11 protein-coding genes are annotated in these 14,269 nt (G+C 72.8%); 3 read left to right on the top strand and 8 right to left on the bottom strand.

The features are described from left to right. Nucleotides 1–7: 7 nt before the first annotated feature. Nucleotides 8–1,453, bottom strand: a complete 1,446-nt coding sequence (pdxR, locus tag OHA34_RS34565) for a MocR-like pyridoxine biosynthesis transcription factor PdxR (protein WP_329520017.1) — start codon at nucleotides 1,451–1,453, stop codon at nucleotides 8–10. Between the two features lie 81 nt (nucleotides 1,454–1,534). Here pdxR and OHA34_RS34560 point away from each other — a divergent pair, with 81 nt between their 5' ends. After that, nucleotides 1,535–2,173: a TIGR03086 family metal-binding protein gene (locus OHA34_RS34560; protein WP_329520016.1), complete on the top strand. Its 639-nt coding sequence runs from the start codon at nucleotides 1,535–1,537 to the stop codon at nucleotides 2,171–2,173. 28 nt (nucleotides 2,174–2,201) lie between these two features. Here OHA34_RS34560 and OHA34_RS34555 read toward each other — a convergent pair whose 3' ends face one another. Beyond that, nucleotides 2,202–2,579, bottom strand: coding sequence for a MerR family transcriptional regulator (locus tag OHA34_RS34555; RefSeq protein ID WP_285937108.1), 378 nt, complete (start codon nucleotides 2,577–2,579; stop codon nucleotides 2,202–2,204). A gap of 279 nt (nucleotides 2,580–2,858) precedes the next feature. On the opposite strand from OHA34_RS34555, the gene OHA34_RS34550 reads away from it, so the two are divergent. Further along, complete coding sequence (locus tag OHA34_RS34550; protein WP_285937109.1) at nucleotides 2,859–3,728, top strand: LLM class F420-dependent oxidoreductase; 870 nt, start codon at nucleotides 2,859–2,861, stop codon at nucleotides 3,726–3,728. Between the two features lie 83 nt (nucleotides 3,729–3,811). Here the strand turns inward: OHA34_RS34550 and OHA34_RS34545 are convergent, their stop codons facing one another. The 6 genes from OHA34_RS34545 to ppdK all read right to left on the bottom strand — a co-directional run bounded on the left by OHA34_RS34545 (nucleotide 3,812) and on the right by ppdK (nucleotide 12,015). Beyond that, nucleotides 3,812–4,237: a GtrA family protein gene (locus tag OHA34_RS34545; protein ID WP_329520015.1), complete on the bottom strand. Its 426-nt coding sequence runs from the start codon at nucleotides 4,235–4,237 to the stop codon at nucleotides 3,812–3,814. Nucleotides 4,238–4,332: 95 nt separating this feature from the next. Continuing rightward, entirely contained in the window at nucleotides 4,333–5,502 is a 1,170-nt protein-coding gene (locus tag OHA34_RS34540) for an MFS transporter (protein ID WP_285937111.1), read from the bottom strand. A gap of 55 nt (nucleotides 5,503–5,557) precedes the next feature. Further along, nucleotides 5,558–6,784, bottom strand: a complete 1,227-nt coding sequence (locus tag OHA34_RS34535; RefSeq protein ID WP_329520014.1) for an NAD(P)/FAD-dependent oxidoreductase — start codon at nucleotides 6,782–6,784, stop codon at nucleotides 5,558–5,560. 182 nt (nucleotides 6,785–6,966) lie between these two features. Beyond that, nucleotides 6,967–8,241 (bottom strand): deoxyguanosinetriphosphate triphosphohydrolase, encoded by a 1,275-nt coding sequence (locus OHA34_RS34530; protein WP_329520013.1) that lies wholly within the window; start codon nucleotides 8,239–8,241, stop codon nucleotides 6,967–6,969. 97 nt (nucleotides 8,242–8,338) lie between these two features. Beyond that, nucleotides 8,339–9,130, bottom strand: coding sequence for a YdcF family protein (locus OHA34_RS34525; RefSeq protein WP_285937114.1), 792 nt, complete (start codon nucleotides 9,128–9,130; stop codon nucleotides 8,339–8,341). Between the two features lie 194 nt (nucleotides 9,131–9,324). Next, nucleotides 9,325–12,015, bottom strand: coding sequence for a pyruvate, phosphate dikinase (ppdK, locus tag OHA34_RS34520; RefSeq protein WP_329520012.1), 2,691 nt, complete (start codon nucleotides 12,013–12,015; stop codon nucleotides 9,325–9,327). Between the two features lie 299 nt (nucleotides 12,016–12,314). On the opposite strand from ppdK, the gene OHA34_RS34515 reads away from it, so the two are divergent. Beyond that, complete coding sequence (locus OHA34_RS34515; RefSeq protein WP_285937116.1) at nucleotides 12,315–14,201, top strand: glycoside hydrolase family 15 protein; 1,887 nt, start codon at nucleotides 12,315–12,317, stop codon at nucleotides 14,199–14,201. The last annotated feature ends 68 nt before the right edge of the window (nucleotides 14,202–14,269 follow it).

Genomic DNA, 14,269 nt, shown 5'->3' with positions numbered 1-14,269 from the left:
CCGTCCCCTAGAGCGCGTCGAGCACGCCGCGCAGGCGGCGCAGGCCCTCGTCGATCTCGGCGGGGCGCACGGCTCCGTACCCGAAGACCAGGCCGGACATCGGCGGCTCGGTCACGGCGAACTTCGAGAGCGGGAAGAGCCCGACGCCCTCCGCCAGCGCGCGCCGCGCCACCTCCGCGTCGTCCACGGGCCCCTCGCCCGGCCGCCCGGCGTGCGTGCCGTCCGGGAAGGTGGCGCTCAGGTGCAGACCGGCGGCGGACGGGACGATCGCCAGCCGGTCCGCGAAGTCGCGGGCCAGCAGCTCGCCGATCCGCTCGTGCCGGGTCTGGTAGCGGCGGCGCGAGGCGCGGATGTGCCGGGCCAGCAGCCCCTCGTCGATGAAGCGCGCCAGCGCGGCCTGGACGGGCAGGTCGGCGTGCCAGGACGAGACGTAGCGGGCCAGCCGGAACGCTTCGTGCAGCGCGGGCGGGGCCACCAGGAAGCCGAGTCGCAGCGCCGGTCTCATGATCTTGGAGAAGGTCCCGACGTACAGCACCCGGCCGTCGCCGTCGAGGCTCTGGAGCGGCTCGACCGGACGGCCGCCGTAGCGGTACTCGGTGTCGTAGTCGTCCTCGATGATCACCACGTCCCGGCGCCGCGCCCAGTCGAGCAGCGCCGTGCGGCGCGGCAGCGACATGGGCATGCCGAGCGGGAACTGGTGGGACGGTGTGACGTACACCGCCCGCGCGTCGACCGGCAGCGCGTCGACCCGCAGCCCCTCGGCGTCGACCGGGACGCCGCGCACCCGCATGCCGAGCGACCGGAACAGCATGCGGGCGGGCGGGTAGCCGGGGTCCTCGACCGCGACGACCGAGCCGGGTTCGAGCAGCACCCGCCCGATCAGGTCCAGGGCCTGCTGGATCCCGGCCGTCACCACGACGTCGCCCGGGCCGGCCCGCACCGAGCGGGAGACGCCGATGTGCCGGGCGATCGCGGCGCGCAGCGCGGGCAGCCCGGCCGGGTCGCCGGCGGCTCCCGGGCCGGGCAGTGCCGAGGGCCGCAGCACCGCGGACATCAGCCGCCGCCACGACTCGTACGGGAACAGCCGGACGTCGGGGAGCCCGGCGCGGAAGTCCCAGGTGAGGCCCGCCGCGGGGCCGGGCCAGACCTCGACGCCGTCCCAGACCGGCCGGGGCCGCAGCGGGGACGCGGCCGGCGCGCCCCGGGACGCGGGCCATGCCTCCTGGACGAACGTCCCAGCGCCCACCCGGCTGCGGAGGAAGCCCTCGGCGGCGAGCCGGTCGTAGGCGACGGCGACGGTGTTGCGGGAGATCTCCAGCCGCCGCGCGAGCTCCCGGGTCGGCGGCAGCGCGTCGCCGGTCCGCAGCCTGCCGTCCCGGACCGCGGACCTGAGCTGCCGGTAGATCTGCCCGGACAGGTCGCGGCGGCCGGCCAGGCTGATGTGGACCTCCATCGGCCGAGCCTAAATCGGCTCAGTCGGTTCGCGCAATTTTGGCCCTTCGCCTGGGCCTCTGTCCGGGCCTACGGTGAGGGCATGGCTCTGCTCAGCGAACTCCTCGCGTCCGACTTCCGCGAACTCGACCGGCGGGCGTCCGACCTCTACCTCGCGGCCGTCGCACAGGTCCGGCCCGACTCCCTGCACCTGCCGACGCCCTGCGCCGACTGGACGCTGCACGGACTGATCAGGCACCAGGTCAGCCAGGACGAGGGGTTCGCCGCCGCCGTCGACGGGCGGGGCGCCGACCTCCGGGTCTGGCGGAACGGGCGGCTCGGCGACGACCCGGTCGGCGCCGCGAAGACCTCGCTCGACGCCCTGCTCACCGCGTTCGATCAGGACGGCGTGCTGGACCGCGAGTTCGTCCTGCCCGAGATCCGCGCCGACGGCACGTTCCCCGCCCGCCTTGCGATCTCCTTCCACTTCGTGGACCTGGTCGTGCACGCCTGGGACGTGGCCGCCACGATCGGCGCGCCGTGGGAGCCGGGCCGGGAGCTGACCGACGCCGCGCTCAAGGTCGCCGGGATCGTCCCCGCCGCCCCCGGCGCGCGCGGCCCTGGGGAGTCCTTCGACCAGGTCGCCGGCCCGATCGACGACGGTGTCCCGGCCGAGCACCGCCTGCTGGCGCTGCTCGGCCGCTCGCCCTCGTGGACGCCCCCCGGCGGCGGCGCCGGATGACCGGACCGGCGGCGGTACTGCCGGGCCGTCAGGCGGGCACCCCGTCGCAGACCTCGCCGCGGTAGAGGTCGATCTTCCACTGGATCTGCCGCTGCTGGTCCTGGAGCCGGGCGATCTGCTCCTCCACCCGCCGGTCGTGCTCCTGGAGGATCGCCAGCCGCTCCTGGACGGTGCCGCCCCCGCCCCGCGCCAGCTCGGAGTAGCGCAGCATCTCGGCGATCGGCATCCCGGTCCCGCGCAGGCATTGCAGCATCCCGAGCCAGCGCAGGTCGTCGTCGCTGAAGACGCGCCGCCCGGACGAGTTGCGCGCGATCCCGGAGAGCAGGCCGATCTTCTCGTAGTAGCGCAGCGTGTCGATGCTGAAACCGCTCTTCTCGGCGGTCTCGGCCGGGGAGTAGGAGCTCACCGGGCAAGAATCCCACCTGGAGTGCGCTCCAGGTCAATCCTCCCCGTCCGCGATACGGTCCGGTAGGCCGTGGCCGCAGCTCCCCCAACACTTCGCAAGGACCCGCGCGCCGCGGAATCTCGGGCGCCGGAATGGGGACGTTCGCCATAGCGGCCGTCCCCGTTCCGGACGCGCCCGACGATGACCGGGCCGTCCGGGGACCCGGACCGAACGCCTTGACCTGGAGCGCACTCCAGGTCGCAAGGTTGACCCGAGCACCCGACCACAGAAGGACACGGCATGCGCATCGGACTTCAGGTCCCCACCTTCACCTTCCCCGGCGGCGACGAGCGGATCCGGCCGACGTTCGGGCGGATGGCCCGCGACGCCGACCAGGCCGGGCTGCACTCGTTCTGGGTCATGGACCACTTCTTCCAGATCGCGATGGTCGGCGCGGCCGACGAGCCGATGCTGGAGGCCTACTCGGCGCTGTCGTACGCGGCGGCGCTCACCGAGCGGATCAGCCTCGGCACCATGGTCACCGGGGTCACCTACCGCAATCCCGGCATCCTGGTGAAGACCGTCACGACCCTGGACGTGCTGTCGGAGGGCCGCGCCTGGCTCGGCATCGGCGCGGCGTGGAACGAGGAGGAGTCACGTGGCCTCGGCGTCGACTTCCCGCCGGTCGCCGAGCGGTTCGAACGCCTGGAGGAGGCGCTGCGGATCGCCCACCAGATGTGGAAGGGCGACGAGTCCCCCTTCCACGGGAAGCACTTCGGGATGGAGCGTCCGCTCAACTCCCCGCAGGCGGTCTCCCGCCCGCACCCGCCGATCCTGATCGGCGGCGGCGGCGAGAAGAAGACGCTGCGCTTCGTCGCCAAGTACGCCGACGCGTGCAACATCTTCGACTCCGACGGGCTGCCCCACAAGCTCGACGTGCTGCGCGAGCACTGCGAGCGCGAGGGCCGCGACTACGCCGACATCGAGAAGACGTCCCTGACCAACATCCCGGGCGAGCCGTCGGTGGACCAGTGCGTCGACACCGTCGGCCGCCTCGCCGAGCGCGGCGTCGATCATGTGATCTTCTCTCAGCTCCGCGGCCAGGACCTGCCCGCCCTGCTCGGCGAGGTCCTGGCCCAGACCGAGAAGATCACCCCCGCCGGCCGCTGAACCGGCCCCGGCCCCACCGGAGGTCGACGCGGCGGGGCCGGGCACGCCGTGGGCGCGGCGCACGGCCACCCGTCCGGTCCGTCTCAGGCCGGCGCCGTGGGCGTGAACACCCACTTCTTGTACGACCAGTAGCGGAACGCCGAGCCGAGCCCGAGGCCGGCCAGCAGGCCGAGGTTGTAGGCGATGCCGCCGTGCAGGCCCAGCGTGTAGTAGGTGAAGCCGGTGCACAGCACCTGGATGAGCATCCCCACGCCGTTCAGCGCGAAGAAGATCACCACTTCGCGGCCGGAACCGTCGCTGTCGCGGTCGCGGAACGTCCAGAACCGGTTGGCCAGGTAGGACACCAGGGTGGAGACCATGGTCGGGACGACCACGCTGGTCACCGGGCTGCCGCCGAGCCAGGCGCGCAGCAGGTTGGCGCCGAAGATCGTGATCACCGTGCCGACGCAGCCGACGAACCCGAAGCTGAGCAGCTCGCGCAGGAATGGGCGGTGACGCGAGACGGCCATAACCGATTTGACCGGTTTTGACCGCTGCATGGTGCTCACTCGCCCAGACCTTACCGGAGCGGGACATATGCGAATGTCGCAACCCGGCAGAAGGATCACCGTCCGGCGGTGGCGGTCGCCCCGGCGAGGAGCACGATCATGCCGACCAGCAGCACCGGGACGCCCAGCGCCCAGGTCTGCCCGACCCCCTGCGCAATGAACCCGATCACCGGCGGACCGCCCAGCAGCCCGAGGTAGCCGACCGCCGTCACCCGCGCGATCCCCGACGCGGCCGGAACCCCGGACAGGTTGCCCGCCGCGCTGAAGGTGACCGGCGCGACCGGGGCGACGCCCAGCCCGAACAGCGTGAACCCGGCCACGGCCGCGACCGGGTTCCCGGCCAGCAGGCCCAGCCCGAGGCCGAGCGCGGCGACCAGCGCGCCGAGGCGCAGCACCAGGACCGGTCCGAACCGCGCCACCACCCGGTCGCCGGCCAGCCGTCCGACCGTCATCGCGACCGCGCAGCCCGCGTACCCGAGCCCGGCCACGCCCGGCCCGGTGTCGAGCGTCTCCCGCAGGTAGACCGCGCTCCAGTCGGCCATCGCGCCCTCGCCCACGAACGAGCACAGCCCGATCACGCCCAGCAGCGCCAACGTCCACCGCCCCGCCCGCGCCCCCGCGGACGGGCCGCCGGCGTCCTGCTCGGGCATCTCGTCGGCGGACCGGTCCAGCAGCCCCCGGCAGCCCAGCAGGAGCACCGCCGCGATCACCACCGCCGCCACGCCCAGATGCAGCGCCACCGGCACGTGCCCGTGCGCCGCGGCCGACCCGGCCAACGCCGCGCCGAGCGTCCCGATGCTGTACGCGCCGTGCAGTCCCGACATCAGCGGGCGCCCGTAGCGGCGCTCGACGGCCACGCCCTGCGCGTTCATCGCCACGTCCATCAGGCCGAGCGACCCGCCCATCAGGACCAGCGCGCAGATCAGCGAGCCCAGGTTCCAGGCGAACCCGAGCGGCACCAGCGACACCGCGACCACCAGTCCGGCCGTGATCGTCGTCGCCCGGCTGCCCCAGCGCGCCACCGTCCAGCCGGCGAACCGCACCGCCACGGTCACGCCGACCGGCGCGCCGAGCAGCGCGAGCCCGAGCGAGCCGTCGCTCAGCCCGAGGTGCTCCTTGATCTGCGGGATACGGGCCACCCAGGCCGCACCGAGCAGGCCGTGCGCCAGGAACGCCACCGTCACCGCGGCCCTGGCCCGGCCGAGCTTGATCGTCTGCGTCACCACCAAGCAGACATTACGTGGCTTACACCCCGATCGCGTCCCCTTCGGGGCCCGGAGTTCAGCCCAGCCCGGCCAGCGAAACCTTCGGGTCGGCGAGCCGGGAACGATCGACCTGCCGGCCGGACCTGATCAGCTCCTGAACGTCGCCGGTCACGTCCCACACGTTGACGTTCATGCCCGCGACGACCCGCCCGGCCGACAGCCAGAACGCGACGAACTCGCGGCCCGGGACGTCGCCCCGGTAGACGACCTCGTCGTACTCGCCCGGCCCCGCGACGCCCGACATCTCCATGCCGAGGTCGTACTGATCGCTGAAGAAGTACGGGACGCGGTCGTAGCTCACCTCCCGCCCGAGCATCGCGCGGGCCGCCGCCGGCCCGCCGTTCAGCGCGTTCGCCCAGTGCTCCACCCGGATCCGCCGCCCGAGCAGCGGATGGTAGGCGCTCGCCACGTCGCCCGCGGCGTAGACGTCGGGGTCGGAGGTGCACAGCGACTGGTCGACCAGGATGCCGTCGGACACCTCCAGCCCCGCCTCCTCGGCCAGCCGGGTGTTGGGCCGCACCCCGATCCCGACGACCACCACGTCCGCCGGAACCTCCGCGCCGCCCGAGGTGACCACCGCCGAGACCTGCCCGGCGCCCCAGAACCCCGCCACCCCCTGGTCGAGCCGCAGGTCGACGCCGTGCTCGCGGTGCAGGTCGGCGAAGACGCCGCCGATCTCCGGGCCCACCGCCGCGTACAGCGGCGCCGGTTCCGGCTCGATGACCGTCACGTCGTTCCCGTACCCGCGGGCCGCGGCGGCGGCCTCCATGCCGATCCACCCGGCCCCGGCGACCACGACGCGCCGTCCCCCGGGCGACAGCGCCTCCCGCAGCGCCGCCGAGTCCGACATCGTGCGCAGGTAGTGGATGCCCTGGAGCTTGGCGCCCGGGACGTCCAGCCGCCGCGGGGACGCCCCGGTGGCGAGCAGCAGCCGGTCGTAGCCGAGGCGCTCCCCGGACGCCAGCCGCACCTCGTGCCCCACCCGGTCGAAGCCGTCGACCCGGGCGCCGAGCCGGAGGTCCACGTCGTGCTTGTCGTACCAGTCGGGCTCGTGCACGTGCGCCTTGTCGCGCGGCTCCTTGCCGAGCAGGAACCCCTTGGACAGGGGAGGCCGCTCGTAGGGCCGTTCGATCTCGTCGCCGATAAGCACCACCCGGCCGCGGAAGCCCTCCTCGCGCAGCGTCTCCGCGGCCTTGGCACCGGCCAGGCTCGCGCCGACGATGACGAACGTCTCCTCGGGCATGGCGACCTCCTGTCGATGAGCACCGCGTGGGCGCCGTTCCTGCTATCCCTACAGCGGCGTCCCCGGAGGAGACAAGGGCAACACTTCGCCGCGCCGGGGCATCGGCCGGAGCCGCCCTGACATTGGGACGATCTGGCGCGATATGCCCCGCTGATCCGCGGCGATCACCGGCGGACGGCGGATCAGCCGCTCAGGATCCGGTGCCGGGTGATCGCCGAGAGGTCGGTGAGCGAGGCGATCTGGTCGACGACGGCGCGGAGGCGGGCGGCGTCGTCGGCGGCGTCGATGTAGGCGGCGCGGAACCCCGGGTCGAGGGTGCCGGGCGCGCCGGCGCTCATCAGCTCGGCCAGCTCGACGATCAGCTCCCGCTGCCGGGCCCTGATCTCCTCGTGGCTGATCCACACGTAGTGCGCCGTGATCCCCTTGAGCAACGCGCACTCCAGCCGCTGCGCGCGCGGGACGATCAGCTCGGCCGCGTACCGGGTGAGCGGGCTGTCGCCGTACGCCGCGCGGGTGGCGTGCTCGGCGGCCATGCAGAACCGGCCGATCAGCGTGCTGGTGAGGTTCTTGAGCGCCGCCAGCGTGCGCGGCGTCCCGTCGTAGCGGTCGGGCCAGTACGGCTCGGCCAGCAGCGTGGTGAACCGCTCCTCCAGCTCGGCCGGGTCGGCGTCGGCGCAGTAGAGCTTGATCGCGGTGGTGGCGACGACGCGGCGCTCGGCCGGGTCGGTGAGCCGGGCAAAGTCGATGTGCCCGGCGACGAGCGCGTCCTCGAGGTCGTGCACGGAGTAGGCGACGTCGTCGCTCCAGTCCATCACCTGCGCCTCGAAGCACCTCCGGCCGGACGGCACGTCCTCACGGGCCCACAGCGCCGCGTCGGTGTCGTCGTCGTAGACGCCGAACGGGCCGCCCCCGCTCGCGCCGGGAGCGCGGGTCCGGGACGCGCCCTTGTGCCAGGGGTACTTCATCACGCCGTCCAGGGCGGCGCGGGTGAGGTTGAGGCCGACGCTGCGGCCGTAGAGGGGCGGCCCGGCGGGGGCGAACGACTTGGGTTCGAGCCGGGTGAGGACGCGCAGGCTCTGCGCGTTGCCCTCGAACCCGCCGCAGTCCTGGGCGACCACGTCCAGCGCCGCCTCACCGTTGTGCCCGAACGGCGGGTGGCCGATGTCGTGCGCCAGGCAGGCCGTCTCCACCAGGTCGGGGTCGCAGCCGAGGGCCTTGCCGAGCTCCCGCCCGACCTGCGCGCACTCCAGCGAGTGCGTCAGCCTGGTGCGCAGGCTCTGCACGTTGTCGGCGGCGGCGTCCGCGCCGGGCGAGGCGACCTGGGTCTTGGCCGCCAGGCGGCGCAGCGCGGCGCTGTGCAGCACCCGGGCCCGGTCGCGTTCGAAGGCGGTGCGGTCGCGGCGCTTGGCGGGCTCGGGAGCCCAGCGCTCCCGGTCGTGGTCGGTGTAGTCGGTCATCGTGCCCCAGCGTATGCGGGACGCGGGCCCTCCCGATGGCGCGCGGGCGTACGGACGGCGGCGACCGCGCGGACCGGACCGGAGGGTGCTGCGGGGATCACCGCCGGCCCGTGGCGGTCGGTGTGGTCTTGATGGTCTCGCTGGGCACCTGCACGCTCTTGCCGAACAGGACGTACGACAGGTAGCCGCCGGTCTCGCGGACGATGTAGTTCAGCTGGGTGTCGCGGGTCTGCACGCTCGGGCCGCTGCGGGTCGGGGAGGCGGCGGCTTCGATGCCGTTGTCCGAGGCCATCCGCTTGGAGCGCAGGCCGTGCCACGGGTCGGTGACGATGACGGCGGACGTCCAGTGCAGGCTCGCGAACCGCTTCCCGGTGGCCTTCATGCTCTCCAGCGTGTCGCGCCCCTCGGGGACGGCGACCACCTTGGCGGCCGGCACCCCGCCCTTCTTGACCAGCCACCGCCGGCCGGCCTCGGCCTCGGTGAAGTTGTCGCCGGGCGCCCGGCCCCCGACGGTGACGATGGCGGGGGCGACGCCCTTGCGGTAGAGGTCCAGGGCGTGTTGGAGCCGCCACTGGAGGGTCGGCGAGGGCACGCCGTTGTACTGCGCGGCGCCCAGCACGATGATCGCGTCCGACCGCGGCCGCTCGTCCTGCCGCGCCTGGTACCAGATCCGGCCGCCCACCGCGAGCGGGGTCAGCACGCAGACGGCGACCAGCCCGAGCAGCACGCAGACCGTGATCACGAACCAGCGCGGCCGGGGCGGGCGGCGCCGTCCGCGGGGGCGGTCGCCGCCCCCGTCCCCCGTCGGCCCGTCCGGTTCGTCCAGTTCGGCCGATCCGTCCGGCCTGTCCGGTTCGAAGTCGGGCACTTCTACTTCCAGTGTCGTCATCGCGGTCGTCACGCTAGTAAGACGGCCGGAGGCACGCCCGCGGTTCTCGATTCCGGCGTGTCGCGCGACACGTCCGGTGCCGCGCAGCGCTCGGCGCTCCGGGACCCTGAGTCTATTCAAGGCCCCGGAGCGCCCGGGGTTCCGCGGACGGCACGGCGCGCCGCCGCCGGCACGGCGCGCCGTGGCCGGGCGGATCAGCGGCTGTCGCTGCCCGCCGACTCGATCGCCGCGCGCCCCGCCTCCAGCCGCGCGATCGGGACGCGGAACGGCGAGCAGGACACGTAGTCGAGACCGACCTCGTGGCAGAAGTGCACCGAGTCCGGGTCACCGCCGTGCTCACCGCAGATGCCGAGCTTGATCCCCGGCCGGGTCGCGCGGCCCTCCTGCACGGCGATGCGGATCAGCCGGCCGACCCCCTCCCGGTCGAGCGTCTCGAACGGGGAGGCGCCGAAGATCCCCAGCTCCAGGTAGCGGGAGAAGAACGCCGCCTCGACGTCGTCGCGGGAGAAGCCCCAGGTGGTCTGGGTGAGGTCGTTGGTGCCGAAGGAGAAGAACTCGGCGGCCTCGGCGATCTGCCCCGCGGTCAGCGCGGCCCGGGGCAGCTCGATCATGGTGCCGATCAGCGCCGGGACGTCGATCCCGGTGTCCTCCCGCACCCGCTCCAGGACCGCCAGCGCGTCCTCGCGGACGGCCTCCAGCTCCTGGACCGCGCCGACCAGCGGAATCATGATCTCGGGACGCGGGTCGCCGCCGGCCGCGTACCGGGCGGCGGCGGCCTCGGCGATCGCCCGCACCTGCATGGAGAAAAGTCCGGGAATCACCAAACCCAGACGCACTCCCCTGAGTCCGAGCATAGGGTTCTGCTCGTGCAGTCGGTGGACGGCTTCGAGCAGCCTCCGGTCCTGGGGCTCGGCGCCGTCACCGGCGAGGGCCACCTTGACCGAGAGCTCGGTCAGGTCAGGGAGGAACTCGTGCAGCGGGGGGTCGATGAGCCGGATGGTGACCGGCGTCCCGTCCATCGCGGCGAAGATGCCCTCGAAGTCCTGCCTCTGGAGCGGCGCGAGGGCGTCCAGCGCGGCCTGCCGCTCGTCGTCGTCCTCGGCCAGGATGAGCTTCTCGACCAGTTGCCGCCGATCGCCGAGGAACATGTGCTCGGTGCGGCACAGCCCGATGCCCCGGGCGCCGAAGCGCCGGGCGCGCGCGGCGTCGTCGGCGTTGTCGGCGTTCGCGCGGACCGCCAGCCGGGCCCGGGAGTCGGCGTGGGCCATCAGCCGGTGCACGGCCTGGACGAGTTCGCCGCCGTCCGCCGGGGCCAGCTCGCCCTCGAAGTAGCGGACGACCGGGGAGTCCTCGACCGGGACCTCGCCGAGGAAGACCTCGCCGGACGATCCGTCGATCGAGATGACCTCGCCCTCCTCGACGACCACGCCGCCGGGCGCGGTGAACCGGCCCGCCTTGACGTCGACGTCGAGCTCCTCGGCGCCGCAGACGCAGGTCTTGCCCATGCCGCGGGCCACGACGGCGGCGTGCGAGGTCTTGCCGCCGCGCGAGGTGAGCACGCCCTGCGCGGCGACCATGCCGGACAGGTCGTCGGGGTTGGTCTCGCGGCGGACCAGGATGACGTGCTCGCCCCGCGCGGCGAGCTCGACGGCCCGCGGAGAGGTGAACACGACCTTGCCGACGGCGGCGCCCGGCGAGGCGTTCATGCCCTTGCCGAGCCGCTGGACGCCGTCCAGCCGGGAGGCGTCGAAGCGGGGGAACATGAGCTGCGCGAGCTGCCCGCCGGTGACCCGGTCCACGGCCTCGTCCGCGCCGATCAGGCCCTGGTCGAGAAGCTGGCAGGCGATCCGGAACGCGGCGGCGGCGGTCCGCTTGCCGACCCGGGTCTGGAGCATCCACAGCCGGCCGCGCTCGATCGTGAACTCGATGTCGCACATGTCGAGGTAGTGGTTCTCCAGCGTCTCCATGATCTGGAGCAGCCGGTCGTAGGAGTCCTTGTCGATGCGTTCCAGGTCGGTCAGCGCGACGACGTTGCGGATGCCGGCGACGACGTCCTCGCCCTGGGCGTTCTGGAGGTAGTCGCCGTAGACGCCCTGCTGCCCGCTCGCGGGGTCGCGGGTGAACGCGACGCCGGTGCCCGAGTCCATGCCGAGGTTGCCGAAGACCATCGCGCACACGTTGACGGCGGTGCCGAGGTCGACCGGGATGCGCTCCTGGCGGCGGTAGAGCACCGCGCGGTCGGCGTTCCAGGAGTCGAACACGGCCTTGGTCGCCAGGTCCATCTGCTCGCGCGGGTCGGTCGGGAAGTCGCGGCCGGTGCGCTCGCGGACGATCTCCTTGAACCGCGCGACGAGGGCCCGGAAGTCGGCCGCGTCCAGGCCGCCGTCGTCCGCGACGCCGCGCGCGGCCTTGGCGGCCTCGATCGCGTCCTCGAACAGCTCCCCGTCGATGTCCAGCACGGTCTTGCCGAACATCTGGATGAGGCGGCGGTAGGAGTCCCACGCGAACCGCTCGTCGCCCGCCTGCGCGGCCAGGCCGTGCACCGATGCGTCGTTGAGCCCGATGTTGAGGACGGTCTCCATCATCCCGGGCATGCTGAACTTGGCGCCGGAGCGCACGCTGACCAGCAGCGGGTCGTCGGGCTGCCCGAGGCGCTTGCCCATCGCCGCCTCCAGGCCGGCCAGGTGGGCGTCCACCTCGCCGGCGAGCCCTTCGGGCAGTGTCCCGTGTTCGAGGTAGTGCCTACAGCTCTCCGTCGTGATCGTGAACCCAGGAGGCACCGGGAGGCCGAGGTTGGTCATCTCGGCCAGGTTGGCGCCCTTGCCACCCAGCAGATCCTTGAGGTCCTTGTTTCCCTCAGTGAAGTCGTACACGAACTTCGGCACGGGGAGCTCCTTCTCGCTCCGGTTCCACCCGACGACAGGGCCGGCGGGGCCCCGCCGGTCGAGCGCCACGCCGCGCTCCACCGGGCGTTAAGGGCCCGATGCCCTGTTCGCGGGGACTGTACCCGCGGTGGCGGCCCTCGTTCGACGCCCGTCCTGCAACGGTACGTCGTTGCAGGTCAATGCCGGTCTAGTGGTCTATTCCACTAGCCGCGTTCCAGCCGTGTCGCCGGGGAAACACCGTTGTCATATGGCGTACCCATTGCGTTGGGAAGGGAATGATGGATCAAGGAGGTGAGGCTGTGAGGCCCAAGGTCGCCGGTGGCCGGGCGGGTGACCCGTTCGCCCCTATCGCCGATTTCGGTTTCCTGTCGGACTGCGAGACGACCGCGCTGGTCGCGCCGAGCGGGAACATCGAGTGGATGTGCCTGCCGAAGATGGACTCGCCCAGCGTGTTCGGCTCGATCCTCGACCGGGACGCCGGGTACTTCCGGGTCGGCCCGGCGGGGGTCGAGGTGCCCGCCGCGCAGCGGTACATCCCGGGCACGATGGTGATGGAGACCACCTGGTGGGTGCACGGGGGCTGGCTGGTGGTCACCGACGCGCTGCTCATGGGGCCCTGGCACCACGAGACCGAGCGCTCGCACACGCACCGCCGCGCGCCCACCGACTACGACGCCGACCACGTGCTGCTGCGCATGGTCCGGTGCGTGAACGGCCAGGCGCAGGTGCGGCTCGACTGCATGCCGGTGTTCGACTACGGCCAGACCCCGGCCCGCTGGGAGCACACCGGCACCGGGTACCACGAGGCCGTCGCGCGCGGGAACGGGATCAACCTGCGGCTCTCCACCGACATGAACGTCGGCTTCGAGGGTTCGCTGGCCACCTCCCGCACCCTGCTCAAGCAGGGCGACGCGCGCTTCGTCGCGCTGTCGTGGAGCGAGCACGCGCCGCCCGAGGTCTACGAGGAGGCGCAGGAACGGCTCGTCTGGACGGTGCACCACTGGCAGCACTGGCTCGACCGGGGCAAGTTCCCCGACCACCCGTGGCGGAGCCATCTCCAGCGCAGCGCCCTGACCTTGAAGGGGCTGACGTTCGGCCCGTCCGGGGCGGTGGCCGCCGCGGCGACCACCTCGCTGCCCGAGACGCCGGGCGGCGACCGCAACTGGGACTACCGCTACACCTGGATCCGCGACTCCACCATGGCGCTGTGGGCCTTCTACACCCTCGGGTACGACTGGGAGGCCAACGACTTCTTCTACTTCATCACCGACGTCGCCGAGGCCGCCGAGGGCAAGCTCCAGATCATGTACGGGCTGGACGGCCGGGAGGAGCTGCCCGAGTTCACCCTCGACCACCTCAGCGGTTACGACAACGCCCGCCCGGTGCGCATCGGCAACGAGGCGTACATGCAGGCCCAGCACGACGTGTGGGGCGCGATCATCGGCTCGGTCTACCTGTTCGTGCGCAAGCGCGACCGGCTCGACGACCGGCTCTGGAAGATCGTGGTCAAGCAGGTCGACGACGCCGTCGCGAACTGGAAGACGCCCGACTGCGGCATGTGGGAGGTGCGCGGCGCGCCGCAGCACTTCACCTCCTCCAAGGTGTTCTGCTGGGTGGCCGCCGAGCGCGGCGCCCGGCTGGCCCGGATCCGCGGCGACGACGAGCGGGCCCTGCGCTGGCAGCAGGCGGCCGACGAGATCCACGCCGACGTGCTGGCCAACGCGCTCGACGACCGGGGCGTGTTCACCGCGCACTACGGCGCCGACTCGCTGGACGCCTCCTCGCTGCTGATCCCGCTGCTCGGGTTCCTGCCCGCCGACGACAAGCGGGTCCGCGAGACGGTCCTGGCGATCGCCGACGAGCTGTCGGAGGACGACCTGGTGCTGCGGTACCGGGCCACCGAGACCGACGACGGGTTCGAGTCCGAGGAGGGAACGTTCACGATCTGCTCGTTCTGGCTGGTCAGCGCGCTGGTGATGATCGGTGAGCTGGAGCGGGCGCGAGCCCTGTGCGAGAAGCTCCTCTCCTACGCCAGCCCGTTGCAGCTCTACGCCGAGGAGATCGACCCGCACACCGGCCGGCACCTGGGCAACTTCCCGCAGGCGTTCACCCACCTCGCCCTGATCAACGCGGTCATGCAGGTGATCCGCGCCGAGAACGAGGAGAGCCAGCCGCCCCTGGCCTGACCCCTGTCCACCCCGATCGGGGGGCCGCCGGACGCCGGCGGTCCCCCGATCCGCATTCGTGATCACGA

This window comes from Spirillospora sp. NBC_01491 (assembly GCF_036227065.1).
In the GTDB taxonomy this organism is placed as follows: domain Bacteria; phylum Actinomycetota; class Actinomycetes; order Streptosporangiales; family Streptosporangiaceae; genus Spirillospora; species Spirillospora xylanilytica.
The sequence above is the reverse complement of the archived record's forward strand: the minus strand, read 5'-3'. Positions and strand labels throughout refer to the sequence as shown.

What these genes read in the sequence shown, in the direction of transcription:
- pdxR (WP_329520017.1), bottom strand. Translation starts at nt 1,453, where the DNA reads ATGGAGGTCCACATCAGCCTGGCCGGCCGCCGCGACCTGTCCGGGCAG.
- OHA34_RS34560 (WP_329520016.1), top strand. Translation starts at nt 1,535, where the DNA reads ATGGCTCTGCTCAGCGAACTCCTCGCGTCCGACTTCCGCGAACTCGAC.
- OHA34_RS34550 (WP_285937109.1), top strand. Translation starts at nt 2,859, where the DNA reads ATGCGCATCGGACTTCAGGTCCCCACCTTCACCTTCCCCGGCGGCGAC.
- OHA34_RS34545 (WP_329520015.1), bottom strand. Translation starts at nt 4,237, where the DNA reads ATGGCCGTCTCGCGTCACCGCCCATTCCTGCGCGAGCTGCTCAGCTTC.
- OHA34_RS34535 (WP_329520014.1), bottom strand. Translation starts at nt 6,784, where the DNA reads ATGCCCGAGGAGACGTTCGTCATCGTCGGCGCGAGCCTGGCCGGTGCC.
- OHA34_RS34530 (WP_329520013.1), bottom strand. Translation starts at nt 8,241, where the DNA reads ATGACCGACTACACCGACCACGACCGGGAGCGCTGGGCTCCCGAGCCC.
- OHA34_RS34525 (WP_285937114.1), bottom strand. Translation starts at nt 9,130, where the DNA reads ATGACGACACTGGAAGTAGAAGTGCCCGACTTCGAACCGGACAGGCCG.